Below are 20,890 nucleotides of genomic sequence, written 5' to 3'. Positions count from 1 at the left end.
GCCCCCTTACAGCGGGATGTTTCCGTGCTTCTTGGGCGGCATCGTCTCGCGCTTGTCCCGCAGCATGGACAGCGCGCGGGCGACGTGGCCGCGGGTGTGGGACGGCACGATCACCGAGTCGACATAACCCCGCTCGGCCGCCTCGTACGGGTTGAGCAGCGTGTCCTCGTACTCCTGGATCAGCTCGGCCCGCAGCGCCTCGACGTCCTTGCCCTCGTCGGCGGCCTTGGCGAGCGTCTTGCGGTGCACGATGTTCGCCGCGCCCTGGGCGCCCATCACCGCGACCTGCGCGGTCGGCCACGCCAGGTTGACGTCCGCGCCCAGGTGCTTGGAACCCATGACGTCGTACGCCCCGCCGTATGCCTTGCGCGTGATGACCGTGACCAGGGGAACCGTCGCCTCGGCGTAGGCGTAGATGAGCTTCGCGCCGCGGCGGATGATGCCGTTCCACTCCTGGTCGGTGCCCGGCAGGAAGCCCGGCACGTCGACGAAGGTCAGCACCGGCACGTTGAACGCGTCGCACGTCCGCACGAACCGCGCCGCCTTCTCGGAGGCGTCGATGTCGAGGCAGCCGGCGAACTGCGTCGGCTGGTTGGCGACCACGCCGACCGCGTGCCCGTCGACCCGCCCGAACCCGACGACCACGTTCGGCGCGAACAGTTCCTGGACCTCCAGGAACTCGCCGTCGTCCAGGATCCGGGTGACGACCTCGTGCATGTCGTAGGGCTGGTTCGGCGAGTCCGGGATGAGCGTGTCCAGCTCGGCGTCGGTGTCGGTCACGCCATCGGCGATCGAACCCTCGGTCGGCTCCGGCGAGTCGAACACCGGCGCGTCGGAGAGGTTGTTCGACGGCAGGAACGACAGCAGTTCCTTGACGTAGGCGACCGCGTCCTCTTCGTCCGAGCCGAGGTAGTGCGCGTTGCCCGACTTGGTGTTGTGGGTCCGCGCGCCACCCAGCTCCTCGAACGTGACCTCCTCGCCCGTCACGGTCTTCACCACGTCCGGGCCGGTGATGAACATGTGCGAGGTCTGGTCGACCATCACGACGAAGTCGGTGAGCGCGGGGGAGTAGACGTGCCCGCCCGCGTTGGCGCCCATGATCAGCGAGATCTGCGGGACGACGCCGGATGCCTTGACGTTGCGGGTGAAGATCTCGCCGTAGAGGCCGAGCGAGACCACGCCCTCCTGGATGCGCGCGCCACCGCCCTCGTTGATGCCGATGATCGGGCGGCCGGTCTTGATCGCCAGGTCCATGACCTTGACGATCTTCTCGCCGTAGACCTCGCCGAGCGAACCGCCGAACACGGTCACGTCCTGGCTGAACACACACACCGGGCGGCCGTCGATGGTGCCGTACCCGGTGACCACGCCGTCGCCGTACGGGCGGTTCTTTTCCTGCCCGAAGTTCGTCGACCGGTGCCGGGCCAGCTCGTCGAGCTCGACGAACGAACCGGGATCGAGCAGCAGGTCGATGCGTTCGCGGGCGGTCTTCTTGCCCTTCGCGTGCTGACGCTCCACGGCACGGGCGGACCCGGCGTGCACCGCCTCGTCGTTCCGGCGGTAGAGGTCGGCCAGCTTCCCGGCCGTGGTGTGGATGTCCGGCTCCTCCGCCGGAGGCGTCCCGATCGGCTCCGTCGCGCTGCTCATGCCGGGAGCCTATCTACTGCGCAAGGGGCGCGTGTGTGGCGTGAACCTCACCTGGCGAACCACGACCAGGTGTCCAGCAGCCGCCGGGCCGATCCGCCGACCGGCCCGACCGCGTCGGCGAGGGTGTCCGCGTCCGGCAGGTGGGCGGAGCCGACCGCCTCGACCGCCTGCCCGGCGTCGGAAATGGTCGAGGAGCAGATCGACAGCAGGTAGTCGGGCACGCTCAGCGCCGGATCGGTCACGCCCACCACCGGGGTGCCGACCGCCGCGACCAGCGGGAACACCGTGCCGGGGATGCCGATGGCCGCCTCCGCGCGTGCCGCCGCCCGCACCGACGCCACGTCGCTGATTTCGTAGCGCTCCCACAGCGAGCGGTCCTCTCGCGGGTGCAGCCCGACCAGGATCCGCTTGCCCGAGGCGGCGAGCTTCTCGGCGGAGGCCAGCAGCAGCTCGGTGCCCGGTGCGGCCGAGCCGGTGCCGTCCGGGTGCGTGACGCTGGTGAGCACCAGGACCAGATCGGTCTCCGGGGCGCGCTTCGGCAGGTCGTCGGTCTGCGGCGAACCGACCACCTGGATCCGCCGCCAGCGCGACAGGCCGAGGTAGGAGCGGAACGCGCGGGCCTCCGCCGCCGAGGACGACGTGATCGCCCACGGGTGGAGCTCCTTGGCCCGCGGCGCCTCGACGGGTTGCTGGTAGGCGAGCGAACTGGCGACCCGAGGTGCCCACCGGAACCGCCTGGCGCAGTCGGCCGGCCAGTCACCGGCGCCGGTGACGACCAGCAGATCGGCGCGCGGAGCGGTCTCCGGGGTCGCGACGGGCACCGGATCACCCGGGGTGATCTGGCTGAGGTCCGGCACCAGCTGGGTCAGCCGCCAGCCGCGCCGCGCGGCCTCGGTGAGCAGCGGCTTGACGTGGTAGGTGCCCCACGGTTCGTTGGTCGCGATCAGGACACGAGGGGAACGCGAGGCGACCGCTGTGCCGCCGCCGAGGGCGGCGAGCGCGAGCGCCCCGCCGAGCACCGAGCGCCGGGTCACCGAGTTGGTCATGATCGACAACCTAATGCGGCGTGGCGTCCGATCGGGTGAACTCTGCGCGAACCTTTCAGTCCTTCAGCTGCTCGGCGTACTTCTTCGCCAGGTAGCTGGTGCGCTCCTCCGGCCAGGGGCAGCGGACGTCGCCGAAGGTGGCGGCGAAGAAGAGTTCCAGGTGGGTGTGCCAGGCGGCCAGCGCTTCGGCCCGGAGGTGCTTCAGCGCGAACGGCATGGTCTGCGTCAGCTCGATGCGTGTGCCCAGCTCCGGATCGGCCACGACCTCCCAGCGGATGCGTCCCGCTGGGGCGCCGTCGTGCAGCCACTCGTACTCCAGCACGTGCGGCGCCGAGGCGGTGATCACCCTGCCCGCGGGCACGTAGCCGTTCGTCGCGGGCAGCGGGGCCGGGCCGCCGGGCTCGGACTCGTCTTCGGTCAGCAGCCGCCAGACCTCCGCCGCGGGCTTCCACACCAGGTCGCGGGCGAAGCGCAGCTCGTAGCCCTCGGCCGTCTCGTGCGCGGAGCCGTCGCCGAGGCCGAACTGGTCGATGTAGCGCTCCATGCCCGTCAGCCAGTCCGGCGCGGGCGGCGGCTCGGCGCCGTCCAGTCGCGCGGTCAGGCCGTCGAGGCAGGCGTTCCAGCCGATCGCGTTGCGGCCACCGGAGAGCCGGCCGATGTCGCCGCCGCCGATCGTCTGCGTGAAGACCAGCAGGCAGCCGTCCCCGTCCGGCACCAGTTCGAACCGCAGCACGTCGAGGTTCCAGCTGAACACGAACACCTTCGGCGGGTCGAACTCCAGGACCTCGCCGCTGCCGCCGTCGTCGACCGGCGCTTCGTCGGGGAAGACGAACCGGATCGGCGCGCCCACCCGCGCTTCGGTTTCGACTCGCGCCGGGAACCAGTGCGCCAGCTCGGCCGGATCGGTCACCGCCCGCCACACCCGTTCCGGGCCGTGTGCGAGCCGCCGCTCGAAGCGCAGCACGGGTTTTCCGGCGATCGTCCGCAGTTCGGTCATTGTGGTCCCTCCGGTGTCGAGTCGAGGTGCCGTTCGAGTGCGTCCAGGCTGGTGTTCCACATCCGCCGGTAGGGCGCCAGCCACGCGTCGATCTCGGCCAGCGGTTCCAGGCGCAGCCGGTACCACCGCCGTTGCGCGTCCTGCCGGACTTCGACCAGGCCAGCCTCCCGCAGCACCTTCAGGTGCTTGGACACCGCGGGCTGGGTGAGGCGCAGGCGCTCGACGAGATCCCCGACCGGCCGCTCGGACGTGCGGAGCAGGTCGAGGATCTCCCGGCGCCGCGGCTCGGCGAGGACCTCGAACGTGGATGCCATACGAGCAATATAACCAATCTGGAATATAGCTCAAGCGGAGCGGAACACCCCGGGCGTGACGCCGTAGTAGCGGCCGAACCATCGGGTCAGGTGGCTCTGGTCGGCGAATCCGGCTTCCGCCGCGGCCTCGGCGGGGGTGTGTCCAGTGACGAGCAGCCGCCGTGCCGCGCGGAGCCGGACCTGACGCTGGTAGTCGCTCGGCGCGAGGCCGCACGCCTTGAGGAACCCGCGGTGCAGGGCGTAGCGACTGCGGCCCGCGACCGCGGCGAGTTCGTCCGCGCTCAGGTCGCGCGCGTACTCGGCGTCGAGCAGTTCCCGCGCGCGGTGGACACCCGCGGGCACCTTGCCCCCGCGCGTCGGCTGCGGTCGGGTGGAGCCCCGGCGCACCATGCCGCGGACGGTCGCCGCGAGCGCTTCATCCTGCGTCAGCCGGCTTCCGGTGCGTAAGGCGTCGTGCAGGCGGCGCAGCGCGGCGGCCAGGCCGGGGTCGTCGAGGACCGGGTCGGCGAACAGCGGCAGCCCGGCCGGGCGCTCGGCGGCGTCGGCGAGCACGCCGGCCACCAGGTCCGGCCCCAGGTGCACGATCCGGTAGGTGAAGCCCTGCAGGCCGGTTTCGGTGACGCCGAACGAGTGGGACTCGTGGCTGTGCCGGTGGTAGACGTGCCGCTCGAAGTGGGCGTGCATCGCCTCCGGCGGGCGGTCGGGCGCACGCCAGTAGCCGGCCCGGACGGTCAGGACTACGAGGACGCTTCCGGCCGGGCGTACCTGCCGATGTTCGGGCAGCCCGTGCTGGTCTACACCGCGGACGGCGCGGAGTTGTCCGCCGCGCGCGACAAGGCGCTCGAAGGGCTCGCGCTGCACCTGTGACACCGGTGAGCACCGAACCCGGTGACGCGACCGGGCGGGAGATGGCCGACGCACAGCGCGCGGTGGTCCGGGTTCCGGTGTCGTGTGTGTGCGGTTTCCCGCCCGAGCCGGACTAGAGACCGAGGCCGCGCAGCAGGAGGTCGAAGCCCCGCCGGAACTCCTCCTCCGGAGGGATCGTCCTGGCCTGCGCGGCGGTTTCGGACAGGATCGGGAACTCCTCGGGCGGCAGACCGGCCAGCGCGGCCGTTCCCGGGCCCGCCAGTGCGCCGAAGTGCTCGACCTGCAGTGCTCCGAACACGTATCCCATGATCGCCCGGAACGCGATCGCCCGCGCTTTACCGGTGATTCCCGCGCCGGTGAGGACGGTCAGCATCACCTCGCCCCAGCGCGTCGAGCTGGGCACCCCGTGCCGGTGGATCAGCAGCAGCGGCACGACCGCCGGATGCCGTGAGACCGCCACGCGGACGCGGTCGGCGAGCACGCTCAGCCGCCTGCCCGCCGAACCACGCGGCACCGTCAGGTCGATCTCCTGCAGCACCAGGTCGACCACCAGCTCCTCGACCTGACCACGGTCGGAGACGTAGCGGTAGAGCGACATCGTGCTCATCCCGAGCTCCCCGGCGACCGTGCGCATCGACAGGGCCTCCAGTCCCTCGCGGTCGAGAACGTTCAGGGCCGCCGTGGCGATCTGGTGCGGTGTCAGGGAACGGGGTCGTGGCATGGCGGTTGACAGCGTACAGCATACGCGCATACGTTCGTAGGTGTACACCGCACGCCTACCGAGGAGGAGCGCATGCGCGTCGACGAGCGCGAGCTGGTCACCGTCACCGGCGAACGGGTGCCGGTCCCCGATCCCGAACGCCTGGTCCACCTGCAATTCCGCCGGTTCGCGGGCTGCCCGGTCTGCAACCTGCACCTGCGCTCGGTCGTCCGGCGGCACGACGAGATCGTCGCCGCGGGCATCCGCGAAGTGGTGTTCTTCCACTCGCCCGAGGACGAACTGCGCGATCACGGCCTGCCGTTCGCGGTCATCGCGGATCCGGGCAGGCGGCACTACCGCGAGTTCGGCGTCGAATCGGGCCGCCGCGCGCTGCTGGACCCTCGCGCGTGGGGCGCGATCGTGCGCGGCTCCGCCCTGACGCTGGTGGGGAAGTACCGGCCGCCCGCGGTCAAGCAGGAGGGCGGGCGGCTCGGCCTGCCCGCCGACTTCCTCGTCGACCCGGGCGGCCATGTCCTGGCGCACAAATACGGCGAGCACGCCGACGACCAGTGGTCGGTCGACGAACTGCTGGCCCTCGCGCGGACGGAGGCGGTCCGATGAAGCACGGCCTGATGCTGTTCACCGACACGTTCGGCACCGATGCCGCGTCGAAGGAGGTGCTGGACTGGTCGCTGGAGTACGTGCGCGAGGCCGAACGCGGCGGATGGGACGAGGTGTGGACCACCGAGCACCACTTCACGTCCGTGGTGCAGAACCCGTCGGCGGTGGCGATGGCCGCGTTCCTGCTCGGCCGCACGAGCCTCGGCGTCGGGACGGCCGTCGCGGTCCTGCCCAACCACCACCCGGTCGCGCTCGCCGAGCAGACCGCGCTGCTGCACCACCTCAGCGACGGACGGTTCACGCTCGGCGTCGGACGCGGGCAACCGCGCGTCGATCTGGAGATCTTCGGCGACGGGCTGGCCGGGTACACCGACATCACGGCGAAGCTGACGTCGCTGGAATCGACGCTGCGGAAAGGCGGGTTCGACGACGTGCGAGTGGTGCCCGAGGTGCCGGAGCGACCGCCGATCGCGCTGTCGGTGGCGTCGGTGTCGTCCGCGTGGCTTGCCGGGCAGGTCGGCGTGCCGGTCATCCTCGCCCCGTTCGCGAGCCTCGCTGACAAGCGCGCCATGCTCGACGCCCACGCGGAGGCGGCCGCCGAAAACGGGCACCGGATCGACCCAGCGGAGAACATCGACTCGACCTACTTCGCGATCGGCGACACCACGGAAGCGGCCCAGCAGCTCCTGGTCGACGGGGTGCGGGCGCTCGTCCTGCGTGGTGCTCCAGGGTCGCGCCCGCTGATCGAGCAGCCCGAGATGACACCCGAGAGCGCCGGCGCGATGGCGCGCCAGGTGGTCGGCCACTTCGTCGCCGGTGACCCGGACGAGTGCGCACGGCAGCTCGCGGAGCGGGAAGAGCTGCTCGGCGCCGGGCGGATCATCCTGATGCCGGAGGGCGCGGGCTCGCGGGAAGCCGTCCTGGCGACGGTGCGCCGCGCCGGGCCGGAGGTTTTCTCCCAGCAGTAGCCGGGTCACGCGGTCAGTTGCTGCCAGCCCTGCGGTGTCAGGGCATGAGCGGGCGCGCCGGTGGGGGCGAGGCGCTGCCACAGCCGGGGGGAGAGCAACAGCAAGGCGCTGATCGCGAGCAGTGGCAGGGCGACGGCGGGATCCGACCGGACCGGCAGCAACTCCTCCTTGCTGCCCGCGTACCAACCGCGCCGGGCCGCTGCCTGGATCAGTTCGCGCAGGATGGCTCGCCGTCCCCGCCCCACTTCCGCGTGGCGTACGACCGCCGTGAGCAGCATGTGCGTGCGTATCCCCGCGCGCGGCTCGGGACGCGGCCCGGCGTTCTCGCCCCGCGAGACGGCCAGCCAGCGCCGGACGAGGTCGGCGCCGGCCAGCTCCGCGTTCATCGGTTCCACAAGGCGCGGATTGATGTCGATGTAGCGGACCGTGCCGGAGGGTTCGTCGAGGACGGCGTCGATGGAGAGCGGGCCGTGCCAGTCCAGCGCGGCACCGAGTGTGGCGAGGTGCTGGGTGACGTCGGGCAGCACGACCGACTCCTTGGCCGATGCACTGCCCTGCACGCCTTCGCGTTTCCGCATGCTCACGTGCGCGCCCGACAACACGCCGTGGTCGAACAATGCCGAGACCATGATCAGTGGACCGGCCAGAGGTTGTTGCACCAGCAGCGTTTCGCCGCCGGTGAGGGCTTCCCGCACGGCGGGCGTCTTGGCGATCTCGGACAACCGCCCCGGGTTTTCGGCGAGCCATACGCCTCTGCTGGAAGTTGCCACGGGCAGCTTGACGTAGGCGGGCAGCCGGTCGGCCTGGGCGAGGAGTTCCGGCTCACTCGTCACCAGAGTGGTGTCCGGTTGTGGCAGTCCCAGCTCGTCGAGCAGACGGGCGGCGGCGGCCTTGTCCTGGACTCTGCGTACGGCGTCGAAACCGGGCACGGCCAGGCCGGGCACCAGCTTCCTGAACTCGTCGCGGTGGCGGGCCAGTGCGACGAGCTGTTCGTGCGTGGGCAGCACGACGTCGTACGAGTGGCCGGCCAGCACTTCCCGGAGGGCGTCGAGGTAGCGCAGCGGGTCGGCGGCGAACGGCGGGCTCGGGTGCCGGTGCTCGACCCATCGCGACAGGGCGGTGAAGGAGATGCCGCCGCTGTCCATCACACCCACTTCGTGTCCCTGTCCGCCCAGGACGGTGAGTACCTCCCTCGCCGAGTTGCTGGATGCTTCGGTGAGCAGAACGCGGAGCCGGCCGTTCGCCGGGGGGACCTCAGACATGGGTGGTCGCTTCCTTCTCTTGGTGCCGTCCTCGTTCCCGGCCTCGCCTCGCCAGCGAGCCGAGCATCAGTGCCAGCGCGCCGGCCAGGAAGAACAGCAGGATCGATGACCACGCCGCCCGGTAGTTCCCCGACCACTGCAGGACACCGCCGAAGGCGGCCGGACCGAGGAAACCCAGGCACCGGTTGACCGTTTCGAAGATGCCGGAGAATTCCGAGACGCGGTCGCCCGGAACCAGGCCGAGAAAGACCGACCGGGACAGCGCGTACGTGCCGCCGACGACGATGCCCGCGCTCACGCACAACGTCATGAACGCGCCGAACGAGGAGTCCGGAATCAGGCCGCCCGCGACGACGACGCTCGACCACACGAGCACGATCACCAGCAAGATCCGGCGGCCGCCGAACTTCTCGGCCAGCCGTCCGGCGAGCACCGCACCGGCGAAGGCGACGAACTGGACGAGCAGCACGGCGGTGACCACGTCGTCCTCGGGGAGCCGGAGCTCTTCCGCCGCGTAGGTCCCGACCAGCGAGGTCACCGCCTGCAAGCCGTTGTTGTAGAACAGGAACGCCACCAGGAACCAGGCCGCCCCCGGGAATCTCCGCAGCAGGCGGAGGGCCGCGAACAGGGACCGGTAGGTGCCGGTCCGCCTCGTTTTCGGTTCCGGCACAGGAGGGCTGCCGTAGCCTCGCAGCAGCCACACCGCCACGGCGCCGAACACGAGCCACCACAGTCCCGCGCTGAGCATGATGAGCCGTACCGCCCGGTCTTCCGGCATCCCCCAGGCCTCGTGGTTGGCGTACACGTAGAGAGCGACCACGAGCACGACTCCGCCACTGAGGAACCCGGCGGCCGAAGCCTGAGCGGACGTCCGGTCCTGGTGTTCCGGAGGCGCGAGGACGGGCAGGTACGTGTTGGCGACGGTGATCGAGGCTCCCAGCGCCATGGTGGCGATCAGGTACAGCGCAGCACCGAGCGCGTAGTCGGTGTCCCCGATCCCGTACATGCCGATCGTGGCCATCGCGCCGCACGAGGACAGCGGCCCCAGCAGGACCCCCTTCGGATACCGCCTGGTCAGCGCGGCGGCCGTCGGCAGCGCGAAGATCTGCAGGAACACCGACAGCGTGACCAGATAGGGGAACAACGAACTCGGGAACACCGGGAACCCCAGCGGGCGCAGGTACCCGTCGGCGTCGGCGGCTCGTTCACCGATGCCGGTGATGAACGGGCCGAAGAAGATCGACGTCACGGTCGTCGTGAAGACCGAGTTCGCCCAGTCGTAGCCGTACCAGCCGATCCGGCCGCGCCGGGCGGCGCTCCATCTGGCCTCACTTCCGGCTTTTCCGTCCCCGTGGTCGGACGTCATGTCGTTCCCCTTCCCCCGGCCGGAAGCCGCACCTGCGACGTCATGCACCTATACTTTGTATTTACAGCGTATAGATCTACACTGTAGGAGGTGAATGACATGCGTCACAAGATCCTCGAAGCGGCGCTGGGCGTGGCCGACGAGCGCGGTCTCGAATCCGTGTCCATGCGGGCGGTCGCGCAGCGGGTCGGGGTGAGCGCGATGGCGCTCTACCCCCACGTCTCCAACAAGGAAGCGCTGCTCGACGGGATGGTCGACGTACTGCTGGCGGAGCTGCTGTCCTTGCGAGAACCGGTGCCCGCCGAGGCCGGCTGGTGGACCAGACTGCGCACCGTGGCGTATGCCGCACGAGAGCTCTCCGCCCGCCATCCGAGCGCCTTCTCCCTGCTGATCGCGCGCCCGTCGGTCACGCCCGACGCCATCCGGGCGACCGACCTGGTCTACCAGGCGCTTCTCGACGCTGGGGTGCCCGACGACCAGGTGGCGCGGGTCGAGCGCCTGTTCACCACATTCGTCATCGGTTTCACCGCCTCGAACGTCAACGGCCGTTTCAGCAAGGGGACGCTCAACCCACGTGCCCGTCGTGCGCAACTTGCCCCCGAAGATGTCCCGGCGCACTACCGCTTGGCCGAGCACCTGGATCGAACCGTGGACTGGGACGCCGAGTTCGAGGCCGATCTGGATGACCTGCGCACCCTCGTCGAGTCCCTGACGACAGGCGGCCGCCGCTCCGCGCTCATCGGACGATGAGGACAGGCGGGCCACCGCCGCGCCGGGGCACCTGTTCCGCATCGGACGTGCTGGGCGTCCTGCTGGCGGGCCCTTCGCTGGAGGACGTGCTGCGGGAGACGGTGCTGACCCGCTCGGAATGGCCGACCCCCGGTGCACCGCCGACCGGCTGCTGGCGACCCACGGTCGAGGCGATGGCGACCGACCAGCTCTCACCGGGGGAGAAGGCGATCTCCGGTTTCTGCCCCGGCTACTTCGGCACCCGCGGCTGGGGCTTCGGCGTCTCGACGACGACCGCGCGGCACGTGGCGGACCGGCGCGGCCAGTCGTCCTACGTCGGCAGCTGCGGGGTCGTTCGCTCGTGAACCACCGCGCGCTCGTCAAGGCTCGTCGGCCACTTGGCGTCGGGTGGGTCGGCCACGTGGTGGTATCCGGCGCGTTCGTAGTAGCCGCGCAAAGCTGCGTTGTCGCGGGCCGTGGCGAGGCGGACGGTCGCGACCGGTTCGCCGTCCCGCACCGCCAGCAGCGCTTCCCCGGCGGTGATTTGGCCCCGCCACCGAGTCGAACGGGAAGCGCCGCGGCCATTGGACGATTCCTCGCCCGCGCAGCCGGGCCGCGGCGTCCGCGAGCAGGTCCAGCACGACGTCCTCCTCCCCGTGATGGGCGGGGCGCGTCAGGACGTCATCGGTCATCTCGCCATCATCGCGCCAGGAGGGTGCGCAACGCCTTGATCACGTCCGCCGGGGACTCCTCCGCCATGAAATGCCCGGAGGTCACCGTCTGGTGGAGCAGGTCCGGCGCCCACGCCCGCCACACCGCCTCGGCGTCGTAGCCGAGGGCGGCGCCCCAGTCCTGCTGCAGCACCGTCACCGGCATCGTCAGCTGGTTGCCCGCCTCGCGGTCCGCCGTGTCGTGGGTGATGTCGATCGTCGCGGTGGCGCGGTAGTCGGCGACGATCGAGGTCACGGCTTCGCGGGAGGCGCGCAGGTATTCCACTCGCACGTCCGCCGGGATCGCGTCGGGATTGCGGGCCCAGCCGTCCAGGAAATGGCCGAAGAACTCGTCCGGCACCGCGCCGATCATCTTCTCCGCCAGGCCCGGCGGCTGTGCCATCAGGTAGAGGTGAAAACCGACCGCCGCGCTCGCGCCGTGCATCACGTCCCACGTGTCCAGGGTCGGCAGCACGTCCAGTGACGCCAGATGCGTGACCGCGTCCGGGTGGTCGAGGCCCGCGCGGATCGCGACCAGCGCGCCGCGGTCGTGGCCGGCCAGCGCGAAGCGCGAGTGCCCGAACGCGCGGGCCAGCGCCACCACGTCCGCGGCCATCGTGCGTTTCGAGTACGTCTCTCCGGTGTCCACGGGCTTGTCGCTGTCGCCGTAGCCACGCAGATCCGGCACCAGCACGGTGTGGTCGCTGGCCAGGTCGGCAGCCACGTGCCGCCACATCAGATGGGTTTGCGGGAACCCGTGCAACAACACGATCGGGCTGCCGGAGCCGCCGATCGCCACGTTGAGTGAGACGCCATCGGCGACGGGAACCCGCTGGTAGTCGAATCCGGTGATCTGCATACCGGCGAGCGTGCCCGGAACGAATCAGCATCCGGTCAGCGCCGGCTGAACGGCTACAGTGCGCGGTGATGGGCTCGCCGGTACGGTTCGCGGTGCTCGGCCCGCTGGCCGCCGAGGCCGGGCACGGCCCGCTCGACCTCAAGGGACCGCGGCACCGGGCGGTCCTCGCGCGCCTGCTGATCGCGCGCGGCCGGGTCGTCCCCGTCGACCGCCTCGTCGACGACCTGTGGGCCGACCCGCCGGACGGCGCGGTCGGCGCCATCCAGACCTTCGTCTCCACCCTCCGCCGCGCGCTCGAACCCGGTCGGCCGCCTCGCGCGCCTGCCCGGTTGTTGGTCACCACCGGACCCGGTTACGCCCTGCGGGCCGAGTCCGTCGACGCGTGGCGGTTCGAGGAGGCCGTGACGAGGGCACGCGAACTGGCTGCGGCCGATGCACTGTCCCTGGTGGATTCGGCGCTGGCGCTGTGGCGAGGTCCCGCCTACGCCGAGTTCTCCGACGAGCGCTGGGCACGCACGGAGATCGCCCGGCTGGACGAATTGCGCCTGCTGGCCGGGGAACGCCGGGCGGAGGCGTTGCTGGACCTCGGCCGCGCCGCCGAGGCCGTGCCGGATCTGGAGGCGCACACCGACGCTCATCCTCTGCGCGAGGACGCCTGGCGACTGCTCGCGCTCGCCCTCTACCGGGCCGGACGCCAGGGCGACGCGCTCGCCGCCCTGCGCCGCGCCCGGCAGGTCCTCAACGGTGAACTGGGTGTCGATCCCGGCCCTGAGCTGCGAAAACTGGAGTCCGCCATCCTCGCGCAGGCGCCCGAGCTGACTGCCGTTCCACGGGTGTCCGGTCTGGTCGGACGGGACGCCGAACTGGCGCGGCTCGCCGACGTCACCGCGCGGCCACGACTCGTGTTGATCTCGGGTGAGGCCGGTTCGGGCAAGACCGCGCTCGCCGAGGCGTTCACGGCGACTCTCGAAGCACGCGGCTGGACCACCGCCTGGGGTGTCAGTCCCGAGCACGAGGGTGTCCCCGCCGGGTGGCCGTGGACGCGGATCCTCGACAAGCTCGGCGTTTCGGTGCCGGTCGAGGCGGGTGACCCGGCCACGGCCCGCTTCCGGTGGCACCAGGCCGTGCGGGAGCGGTTGGCCGGGCGGGACCGGCTGTTGCTGGTCCTCGACGACCTGCACTGGGCGGACGAGGAGACCTTGGCGATGCTGTCCGCGCTGGCCGAGGAGCCCGGCCCGGCGCTGGTCTTGGCGATCTACCGCAGCACCGACGTGTCCGCCGCGCTCGCCGGTTTCCTCGGGCAGGCCGCCCGGAGCGAGCCGGTGCGGATCTACCTCGGCGGACTGCCCGCCGACGCGGTTCCGGCGCTCGTGCGCGCCACCACCGGCAGGGAGGTCGACGCCGACACCGCCCGCACGATCCACCAGCGCAGCGGCGGCAACCCGTTCTTCGTGCGGGAACTCGCCCGGGTACTCGACACGGACGGCGCGCTGACCGGGGTGCCCGCGGGGGTGCGCGACGTGGTCCGGTACCGCGTCACGCACTTGCCCGAGGCCGTGCAGACGGTGCTGCGTCACGCCGCCGTCGTCGGTACGGAAATCGACCTCGACCTCCTGCCCGGCGACGCGCTGGACGCCGTCGAACTCGCGGCCTCGCGAGGATTTCTCACCGAGCACGGGCCCGGGCGGTTTCGCTTCGCGCACGCTCTCGTCCGCGACACGCTCTACCAGGACCTCTCCCGCTCCCGCCGGGCCCGGCTGCACGCGGAGATCGGCAGGACGATCGAACAACTCCGCCCCGATGACGTCGCCGCGCTCGCGCACCACTTCCTGCTGGCAGGGGCCCCGGAGGCGGTTCGGTACGCCCGAGCGGCCGCCGAGGACGCCGAACGACGCTTCGCCCCGCACGAGGCCGCCCGCCTGTGGCAAGCCGCGCTCGACCACGCTGCCGCCGGCGCGGGTGAGGGACGCGGTGGTGTGGGCTCGGAGTCTCGCGGTGGGGCCGGTGATGCGGATTCGAGCGCGGGTGAGGAGCCTGCCGGTGTGAAGCCGGGGGTGGGTGAGTGGCCCGGCGCCGCGGAATCGGACCCACGCGACGGGCCCGGCGGTGTGGGGCCGGACCCGCGGGACGGGCGTGATCGTGTGGGGTCCGGCTCGGGGGTGGGCGTGCGGGAGCGGCTCGATCTGCTCATGGGGCTTGTGCGGGCTCTGGCTGTGAGCGGCAGGCTCGACGAGGCCCGTCGTGGGCGGGGGGAGGCTCTTGCGCTTGCCGAGGGCCTTGGTGAACCGGCGCTGGTTGCGCGTGTGCTGGTCGCCTTCGACGTGCCTGCGGTGTGGACCGAAAACGACGATCCCGCGCTCGCGCGGCGCGTCGTGGATGTCGCTGAGCGGACCCTGCTCGCCTTGCCGCCGGGGCAGGATGCGGTTCGCAGCCGGCTTCTCGCCACCCTTGCCCTCGAACTCCGCAACACCGACAGCGACCGCGGAGCAGCAGCGGCCCGCGAAGCCGAGGCACTGGCGCGCGAGCTCGACGAACCAGCCGTCCTGGCGTTCGCGCTCAATGCTCGCTTCATGCAGTCCTTCGAGCGCGCCGGGCTCGCGCCGGAGCGTGCCCGGCTCGGGCGCGAGCTCGTCGACCTGGCGTCCCGGCACGAGATGGTGCCCTTCGAAGTGCTCGGGCACCTGATCCTGACCCAGGCGTGCTCCGCGCTCGACGACTTCACCACCGCCACCCGGCACGCGGACGCGGCCGACCGGCTCGGCGAGAAGTACGGGATCCCGCTGGTCGGGGTGTTCACCCAGTGGTTCCGGGCACTACGGCTGGCCGCGTCCGGCCAACCCGCGGAAGCCGCCTACCGGGCCGCGGCCGCTCGCCTGAACGGATCAGGAATGTCTGGTTTGGACAATGGCCTCCTCGGTTTCGCGTTGCTGTGCGACCGGATCCGGCGCGGTGCGGATCCGGGACACGATCTGGATTTCGGCGCCTACGAGCCGTGGTGCCGCCCCCTCCTTGCCGACGACGGCGCCGAGATCCCGGACTCGCCGCCCGACCTGCTCTTCGAAGCCCGGACCTGCTTGCACGCCCTGACCGCCGTCCGGCGCGGCGATCGGCGCGTGATGGCCCGGCTGTACGAAGAACTGCTGCCCGCGGCGAAAGAACTCGCCGGTGCGGGAAGCGGCCTGCTCACACTCGGACCGGTCGAGCGGTACCTCGACGAGCTCCGACGGCACCGCTAACCGGCGGACCAGACGCCCAGTTCGTTGCCGCTCGGATCGGTGAAGTGGAACCGCCTGCCGCCCGGGAAGTCGTACGGCCCGTGCACCACCTGGCCGCCCGCCGCGCGCACCGCCTCCACCGACCGGTCCAAATCCGCCGAGTAGAGCAGCACGAGCGGGCCGCCCTGGCCCGGGGGTGTACCGGCGGCGAGCCCACCCACCTCGGGCGCCGCCCCGCCCAGCGGGTTCCGTATCCCCGCGTAACCCGGCCCGTAGTCGGTGAACGTCCATCCGAACGCCTCGCCGTAGAATTGTTGGGCGGCGCTCATGTCGGTGACGGTCAGCTCGATGTAGTCGATGGCGTGGTGCTGGTGTGTCGTTGTCTCGGTCATGGGAAGCATCGTGCCGAGGGGGTACGACAGTTTCCGGTCAGCCGATGGCCCGGATCGGGCCGAGCAGATGTTCCACGAGGTCGAGCACATGCCCGCCCGACACCTCGACCATCCCGGCGCCGTTCGCGCTGTCGTAGGTGTAGGCGGTCCAGGCGGGCACCTCGCGTGCGCCGCCCTTGCCGCGTGAGCTGAAGACGGTCGCGGACCGGGCGGTGCCCAGCCTGCCGATGGCTTCCCGCGCGGCCTGGACCGCGGGGGAGAAGCGGGCCTGCAGGCCGACGACGGCGTGCACACCGGCGCGGTCGGCAGCCGCGGCCAGCGCGTCGGCTTCGGCAGCGGTTTGGGTCAGCGGCCATTCGCAGTACACGTGCTTGCGCGCATCGAGCGCCGCGGTGACGAGTTCGACGTGGGCGGGAACCTTCACGGAGACGACCACGAGATCGACCTCGGGGTGTGCGGCGAGCGCGTGAGCGTCGGTGAAGGCGTGACGTGCGCCGAAGCGTTGTCGCGCGGCTTCGGCGCTGTCGGGGCGCGTGGTTCCCACGGCCGTCAGTACGAAGTCGGGCGAGGCGGCGATGGCCGGAACGTGGGCGGTGGCGCCCCATCCGCGCTCCGGATTGGCGCCGAGCAGTCCGACACGAAACGGGTCATGTTGTTCCACTTCGTCGATCCGCGGTGGAGGCGCTGCTGGCGCAGGGCGTTCCTCGGGCAGACGCGCGCCGCAACGCCGGACCGCTGGTCGTCGCCGCCCGTGAAACGCTCGACGAGCAGGGGCTCGCGATCACGACGCGGGACATCGCGAGCCGTGCCGGTGTCGGGCTAGGCACTTTCTGCCGGCGCCTGCCGTCCCCGGACGCCCTGCTCACCGCGATCCTCCTGGACACCATCGACGAGATGACCGCCCGCGCGGTCGTGTTGCGGGCTGTACGACCCGCTGTCGGGCTGCCGGCTGGACCTGGAGTCCCGTCTCGAACGCCTTCGCGGGGCGATGAGCCGGCTGGTCCGGCGTGCCCAGGAAGCCGGGGCGATCCGCGACCTCGACTGGCGCGACGTTCCGTTCGTCCTGGCCACCGCCATCCCGGCCGATCACACGATCGGCTTGCGTGCGAAAGGACGACCAGTGGCGCCGCAACCTCCGGGTCACCCTGGACGGCCTCCGCCGGTAGCCGAACCGGCCACCGCGTGACGTTGACCTCGTCCACGAGGTTGGTGAGTACTTACTTGCGCTATGGTTAGTGAACACTCACCAATTGGAGGGCAACCATGCGGATCTTCACGAAGAAGCGGGTCATCGTCACGGCCTGCCTGGTGCTGGTCGCGGCACTGGGAATCGTCGGCACCGCCGGGTACCTCGCGTTCGTGCGCTCGCCGGAGAACACCCCGGCCGAAGCCTGCGCCGCGGAGAGCACCCGGCCCGCCGTGGTCGGCGCCGGGGCCAGCATGACCCAGGGCACGCTCGGTGGCGACTGGATCGGCGCGCTGCGCGGCAGACCGGAATTCGCGGGGCACGAGTTCGTCAACGCCGGGGTCAACGGCAACACCAGCGCTGACCTGCTCGCTCGCGTCGAGACCGACATCGTGGCGTGCGCTCCCGCGGCGGTGATGATCCTCGTCGGCACCAACGACGTCCGGAACGGCACGCCGCTGGACCAGTACCGCGACAACCTCGCCGCGATCGTGGCCACGCTCCAGCAGCGGACGACCGCCCGCATCGCGCTGATGTCGTTGCCGCCGCTCGGCGAGGACCTCGACACCGAGATCAACCACTCGCTGGCCGGGTACAACGCCGCGATCAGGGATACGGCCGCACAGTCCGGAGTGGACTACCTGCCGGTGCACGAACGGATGGTCGAACTACTCGGGCGCGACGGCGGCCAGCCCTACGACTTCGGCTTCCTGACAGCGCTCATGGCGGCGACCCGGCACTACGTTTTCGGGCAGAGCTGGGACGACGTGGCGAGCAGTGCCGGGCGGGAACTGCTCATCGACCACATCCACCTCAACGACCGGGGAGCCGCGCAGCTCACCGCACTGGCGGCGGCCTGGCTGGCCACGGCGCTCTAGCTTTCGCGGCGAGAAACCTCCCCGTCGACCAGGGCGGTGGTCAGCGGTGTCAGAGCGAGCATCCCCGTCAGCGTGAGCGCGGTGGCGGCCCAGAAGAGCGCGGCCAGGCCGACGGTCTGGGCGACGACGCCGCCCGCGAGTGAACCGAGCGCGAGGCTGCCCCAGGAAATGAGCCGGTGGGTGCTGATCAGGCGGCCGAGGAGGGCCTCGGGGACCAGCCGCTGGCGCAGGGTGACCGTGCCGATGTTCCACAGCGCGACGCCGAGACCGCCCAGCGCGTAGGCGGTTCCGATCGCCCACAGGTCGTGGGTGAGCACCGGAACCAGGATCTGGGCGGCCTGCGAACCGCTGTTGATCATCAGCAACGCACGCAGGCCGAGCCGGGCGGTCGCGGCCGTGATCAGCGCCGAGCCGGCCACGCTGCCCACCGCGGACGCGGTCATGAGCAGTCCGAAGCCCGTCGGCGCCAGCCCGAGGGCGGAACCGGGGCCCACCGCGTACACCACGAACACCGCACTGGCCGCCGCCCCGGCGAAGTTCGTGATCGCGACGCACAAACTCACCGACCGGAGCACCCGGCTGGCGGCCAGGAACCGCAGTCCGGCAACGATGTCCGCGCCGAGGCTGCCCCGTGCGGCCGGCCGGGCCCGGAAGGCACCGTGCAGGGTCACGAGCATGCCGGCGGCGAGCGACCAGACGAGGGCAGGTCCGCCGAGTGCGGCCCCGACCCCGAGACCGGCGAGCAGCCCGCCGAGTGCCGGGCCCGCGAACTGGTTGGCCGCCTGGTCCGCGATCTGCTGCAGGGAGTTGGCCCGGTCGAGGCGGTCGTGCTCGACGAGCCGGGGCACGACTGCCTGCGCCGCCGACGCGTACAGCGTTTCCGTCACGCCGGCGCCGAAGGCCACGACGTACAGCACCGCGATCGAACCGGCTCCGGCCACACCGGCCACCGCCGCGACGGACAGCAGCGCCGCCCGCGCCAGGTTGGCGCCGATCAGGACCCGCCGCCGGTCGGCGCGGTCGACGATGGCGCCCGCGGGCAACGAGAAGAGCAGCCACGGCAGCGCGGCGGTGAACCCGACACCGGCGATCAGCACCGGCGCGTCGGTGTGCGCTCGCGCGAGCAGTGGCAATGCGATCTTGAGGGTGCCGTCGGCAAGGCTGGACAGCGAAGCGGCCGACCAGAGCCGCCAGTACCGGGAACCGAGCCGTGATGTCGATGGGGTGAGCACGGTTTCACTGTTCTCGCCGGGATCGCCCTGACTCGGACGTTTGACGGATATCATCAATCGTCGGAAGGGGGCCGGATGGCCATCGCGATCGATGTACGCGGCGTGCGTTCCGCCGGCTACCGGTTCGCGGTCTCGCCGCTTGCCGAGTTGTGCGCGGTACTGCACGTCATCGCCGAGCCGGGGCACCATCCCGAGCAGCGGGAGTGGATCAGTTCGGCGGTGGACCGGCTGCCGGTCGAACTGGTCCACGAACTGCGTCGCATGGACTACCTGTTCCGCACGTCGCGCCCCGACATGTTCCTGCCGCACCAGCCGGGTGCTTCCGTCGCCGGGGAACTGGACGCGCTGGACCGGCTCAGCGACGAAGCATGGGTCTCGTCGGCGTTGCTGACCAGCAGCTGCGGTTCGATCCCGCTGGTCGACGGTGCGGCGTCGCCCCTTTCCGACGCCGGTGTCCGGCGGATCGCGCTGGACCGGGCACGGGCCCGTGGCGCGCGGGCGGCCCGGTTCGCCGAGAACGTCCTGACGGACCCACCCGAGGTCCGCCGCGCGGTCCGCGCGCTGTTCGAGGGCTGCGAGTCGGCGTTCTTCGCCACGGTGTGGCAGCGGGTCGAGCCGCAGCTCGCCAGGGACGTGCGGCGCAAACGGGACCTGCTCCGCGCCACGTCGGCACCTGGACCGACGCTGGCCGAGGTGTCGCCGTGGATCGGGCTCAGCGACGACGGATCCCGGCTTCTCGTCGACAAGGTTCAGGACGGGTTCGCCACCGCCGTCGGCACCGGTGTCACCTTTCTCCCGAGCGTGTTCGGCAGCCCGCACCTGCTGGTCGTCCACGCGCCCGCGCCCGCGCCGGTGATCCAGTACCCGGTGCCCGGTGTTTCCCCCGGCCCCGGGCCCGACTCGACGCAGGTGCGGCGCCGTCTGCGCGCTCTCGACAACCCCATCCGGCTCCGCCTCGCCCGCAGTCTCGCCCGCGGCCCGCGCACGACGAGCGAACTGGCCGAGCTGTGGAACTACTCCAGCGCCGAGGTTTCGCGGCATCTGGCCGTGCTGAAAGAGGCCGGGCTGGCGAGCTCGGAACGACAGGGGCGCCACGTGGTCCATGCGCTCGACGTCGCGGTGCTCCGCGGACTCGGCGACGACCTGCACGCCGCGTTCCTGCGGTGACGAGTTTTCGCGTCCCACGGCAGGACGGGCGCGACCAGGTCCCCTGTCTTCGGCGAGCGACTGTTACCGATCTTCGGGTGCGTCGGCAGCGGGGAGCACGGCGAACGTCTGCACGTGGTCGATGGCTGCCCGCAGGGCGTCTTCCAGCGGAGTGATGTCGCGGGCGACCTGGGCGAGGAGCATGCCGCCCTGGAAGGCGGACAGCAGGAGGTGGGCCAGGCGAGCAGGATCGGCCTCGGCGCTGATGCGGCCGAGCCTCTGCATGCGTTCGAGTCCGTCCCGGAAGAGGTCCTTCCACTGCTCGAACGCGTTCGCGAGGTCCGCGCGGACGTCGAGGTCGGTTTTGATGATCTCGCTGGCGAGCGAGCCGAGGGTGCAGCCTTCCCGGTAGGAGTGCTCGTAGGCGATGTAGAAGCCGGCCCACTCCCGGAGCGAGTCGAGGCTTTCGAAGTGGGCGAACCGCTCACTGCGATGGAACGCGAGGACGCGCTCCGCCTGCCACTCGATGACCGCGAGGACAAGGCTTTCCTTGGTCGGGAAGTAGTGGTTGAGCTGCGAGCCGCTGACGCCTGCCGCGCGACGGAGCTGCTCGTTGTTCGTCGCGTGGACGCCCTTCGTGTAGATGAGTTCCGCGGCGTGCTCGAGGATGCGGGCCCGCGTCGCCCGCCCCTTGCTCGTGAGCTTCTGCGGTACTCGGGCCTCCGTTGTGGCTTCCATGGCTCACACGATACCGC

General features: G+C 71.2%; 22 protein-coding genes. 9 read left to right on the top strand and 13 right to left on the bottom strand.

What is annotated here, in order from left to right; genetic code table 11:
* Window positions 1-6: 6 nt before the first annotated feature.
* The 5 genes from HNR02_RS04590 to HNR02_RS04570 are packed head-to-tail and all read right to left on the bottom strand — an operon-like array spanning window position 7 to window position 4,688.
* Window positions 7-1,647 (bottom strand): acyl-CoA carboxylase subunit beta, encoded by a 1,641-nt coding sequence (locus HNR02_RS04590; protein WP_179771965.1) that lies wholly within the window; start codon window positions 1,645-1,647, stop codon window positions 7-9.
* A 47-nt stretch (window positions 1,648-1,694) separates the two neighbouring features.
* Entirely contained in the window at window positions 1,695-2,693 is a 999-nt protein-coding gene (locus tag HNR02_RS04585; RefSeq protein WP_179771964.1) for a hypothetical protein, read from the bottom strand.
* A 55-nt stretch (window positions 2,694-2,748) separates the two neighbouring features.
* Entirely contained in the window at window positions 2,749-3,690 is a 942-nt protein-coding gene (locus HNR02_RS04580) for an SRPBCC family protein (protein ID WP_179771963.1), read from the bottom strand.
* Entirely contained in the window at window positions 3,687-4,004 is a 318-nt protein-coding gene (locus HNR02_RS04575) for an ArsR/SmtB family transcription factor (RefSeq protein ID WP_179771962.1), read from the bottom strand. Before HNR02_RS04575 ends, HNR02_RS04580 begins: the two co-directional genes overlap by 4 nt.
* 30 nt (window positions 4,005-4,034) lie before the next feature.
* A complete protein-coding gene (locus HNR02_RS04570) occupies window positions 4,035-4,688 on the bottom strand; it encodes a helix-turn-helix transcriptional regulator (RefSeq protein WP_179771961.1) in 654 nt (217 codons plus the stop codon).
* Between HNR02_RS04570 and HNR02_RS35005 the strand changes: the two genes are divergently transcribed.
* Window positions 4,683-4,871, top strand: a complete 189-nt coding sequence (locus HNR02_RS35005) for a DUF2000 family protein (protein WP_218902660.1) — start codon at window positions 4,683-4,685, stop codon at window positions 4,869-4,871. The two genes, HNR02_RS04570 and HNR02_RS35005, sit on opposite strands and share 6 nt — an antisense overlap.
* A gap of 112 nt (window positions 4,872-4,983) precedes the next feature.
* On the opposite strand, the gene HNR02_RS04560 is transcribed toward HNR02_RS35005, so the two are convergent.
* Window positions 4,984-5,592 (bottom strand): TetR/AcrR family transcriptional regulator, encoded by a 609-nt coding sequence (locus HNR02_RS04560; RefSeq protein ID WP_179771960.1) that lies wholly within the window; start codon window positions 5,590-5,592, stop codon window positions 4,984-4,986.
* Between the two features lie 72 nt (window positions 5,593-5,664).
* Here HNR02_RS04560 and HNR02_RS04555 point away from each other — a divergent pair, with 72 nt between their 5' ends.
* Both HNR02_RS04555 and HNR02_RS04550 read left to right on the top strand, forming a co-directional pair.
* Window positions 5,665-6,192, top strand: a complete 528-nt coding sequence (locus HNR02_RS04555) for a peroxiredoxin-like family protein (protein ID WP_179771959.1) — start codon at window positions 5,665-5,667, stop codon at window positions 6,190-6,192.
* The gene (locus HNR02_RS04550; protein WP_179771958.1) at window positions 6,189-7,160 is read left to right on the top strand and encodes an LLM class flavin-dependent oxidoreductase; all 972 of its coding nucleotides are present in this window, start codon (window positions 6,189-6,191) and stop codon (window positions 7,158-7,160) included. The genes HNR02_RS04555 and HNR02_RS04550 overlap by 4 nt, the downstream gene beginning before the upstream one ends.
* A gap of 5 nt (window positions 7,161-7,165) precedes the next feature.
* Here HNR02_RS04550 and HNR02_RS04545 read toward each other — a convergent pair whose 3' ends face one another.
* Both HNR02_RS04545 and HNR02_RS04540 read right to left on the bottom strand, forming a co-directional pair.
* Entirely contained in the window at window positions 7,166-8,422 is a 1,257-nt protein-coding gene (locus tag HNR02_RS04545) for an ATP-grasp domain-containing protein (RefSeq protein ID WP_179771957.1), read from the bottom strand.
* Window positions 8,415-9,788 carry an MFS transporter gene (locus tag HNR02_RS04540; protein WP_179771956.1) on the bottom strand — a complete coding sequence of 458 codons (1,374 nt, stop codon included), beginning with the start codon at window positions 9,786-9,788 and terminating at the stop codon, window positions 8,415-8,417. The genes HNR02_RS04545 and HNR02_RS04540 overlap by 8 nt, the downstream gene beginning before the upstream one ends.
* A 99-nt stretch (window positions 9,789-9,887) precedes the next feature.
* On the opposite strand from HNR02_RS04540, the gene HNR02_RS04535 reads away from it, so the two are divergent.
* Both HNR02_RS04535 and HNR02_RS04530 read left to right on the top strand, forming a co-directional pair.
* Window positions 9,888-10,538, top strand: coding sequence for a TetR/AcrR family transcriptional regulator (locus HNR02_RS04535; protein ID WP_218902658.1), 651 nt, complete (start codon window positions 9,888-9,890; stop codon window positions 10,536-10,538).
* Complete coding sequence (locus HNR02_RS04530; RefSeq protein WP_179771954.1) at window positions 10,535-10,882, top strand: hypothetical protein; 348 nt, start codon at window positions 10,535-10,537, stop codon at window positions 10,880-10,882. The genes HNR02_RS04535 and HNR02_RS04530 overlap by 4 nt, the downstream gene beginning before the upstream one ends.
* Window positions 10,883-11,216: 334 nt before the next feature.
* Here HNR02_RS04530 and HNR02_RS04525 read toward each other — a convergent pair whose 3' ends face one another.
* Window positions 11,217-12,086, bottom strand: coding sequence for an alpha/beta fold hydrolase (locus HNR02_RS04525; RefSeq protein WP_179771953.1), 870 nt, complete (start codon window positions 12,084-12,086; stop codon window positions 11,217-11,219).
* Between the two features lie 68 nt (window positions 12,087-12,154).
* On the opposite strand from HNR02_RS04525, the gene HNR02_RS04520 reads away from it, so the two are divergent.
* Window positions 12,155-15,322: an ATP-binding protein gene (locus tag HNR02_RS04520; protein ID WP_179771952.1), complete on the top strand. Its 3,168-nt coding sequence runs from the start codon at window positions 12,155-12,157 to the stop codon at window positions 15,320-15,322.
* On the opposite strand, the gene HNR02_RS04515 is transcribed toward HNR02_RS04520, so the two are convergent.
* Both HNR02_RS04515 and HNR02_RS04510 read right to left on the bottom strand, forming a co-directional pair.
* A complete protein-coding gene (locus HNR02_RS04515) occupies window positions 15,319-15,693 on the bottom strand; it encodes a VOC family protein (RefSeq protein WP_179771951.1) in 375 nt (124 codons plus the stop codon). The two genes, HNR02_RS04520 and HNR02_RS04515, sit on opposite strands and share 4 nt — an antisense overlap.
* Window positions 15,694-15,730: 37 nt before the next feature.
* Entirely contained in the window at window positions 15,731-16,354 is a 624-nt protein-coding gene (locus HNR02_RS04510; RefSeq protein ID WP_179771950.1) for a Gfo/Idh/MocA family protein, read from the bottom strand.
* 14 nt (window positions 16,355-16,368) lie between these two features.
* On the opposite strand from HNR02_RS04510, the gene HNR02_RS36725 reads away from it, so the two are divergent.
* Both HNR02_RS36725 and HNR02_RS04500 read left to right on the top strand, forming a co-directional pair.
* Window positions 16,369-16,929 (top strand): TetR/AcrR family transcriptional regulator, encoded by a 561-nt coding sequence (locus tag HNR02_RS36725; RefSeq protein ID WP_218902656.1) that lies wholly within the window; start codon window positions 16,369-16,371, stop codon window positions 16,927-16,929.
* A 27-nt stretch (window positions 16,930-16,956) separates the two neighbouring features.
* Window positions 16,957-17,757, top strand: coding sequence for an SGNH/GDSL hydrolase family protein (locus HNR02_RS04500; RefSeq protein ID WP_179771949.1), 801 nt, complete (start codon window positions 16,957-16,959; stop codon window positions 17,755-17,757).
* Here the strand turns inward: HNR02_RS04500 and HNR02_RS04495 are convergent.
* Window positions 17,754-18,989: an MFS transporter gene (locus tag HNR02_RS04495; RefSeq protein ID WP_179771948.1), complete on the bottom strand. Its 1,236-nt coding sequence runs from the start codon at window positions 18,987-18,989 to the stop codon at window positions 17,754-17,756. The genes HNR02_RS04500 and HNR02_RS04495 overlap by 4 nt on opposite strands.
* A 75-nt stretch (window positions 18,990-19,064) precedes the next feature.
* Between HNR02_RS04495 and HNR02_RS04490 the strand changes: the two genes are divergently transcribed.
* On the top strand, window positions 19,065-20,156 hold the full coding sequence (locus HNR02_RS04490) for a DUF5937 family protein (RefSeq protein ID WP_179771947.1): 1,092 nt from the start codon (window positions 19,065-19,067) through the stop codon (window positions 20,154-20,156).
* A 63-nt stretch (window positions 20,157-20,219) separates the two neighbouring features.
* Here the strand turns inward: HNR02_RS04490 and HNR02_RS04485 are convergent, their stop codons facing one another.
* Complete coding sequence (locus tag HNR02_RS04485) at window positions 20,220-20,873, bottom strand: TetR/AcrR family transcriptional regulator (RefSeq protein ID WP_179771946.1); 654 nt, start codon at window positions 20,871-20,873, stop codon at window positions 20,220-20,222.
* Between the last annotated feature and the right edge of the window lie 17 nt (window positions 20,874-20,890).

It is taken from the genome of Amycolatopsis endophytica, assembly GCF_013410405.1.
Taxonomy (GTDB): domain Bacteria; phylum Actinomycetota; class Actinomycetes; order Mycobacteriales; family Pseudonocardiaceae; genus Amycolatopsis_E; species Amycolatopsis_E endophytica.
Note: the sequence above shows the minus strand (reverse complement) of the source record. Positions and strands in the feature narration are given on the sequence as shown.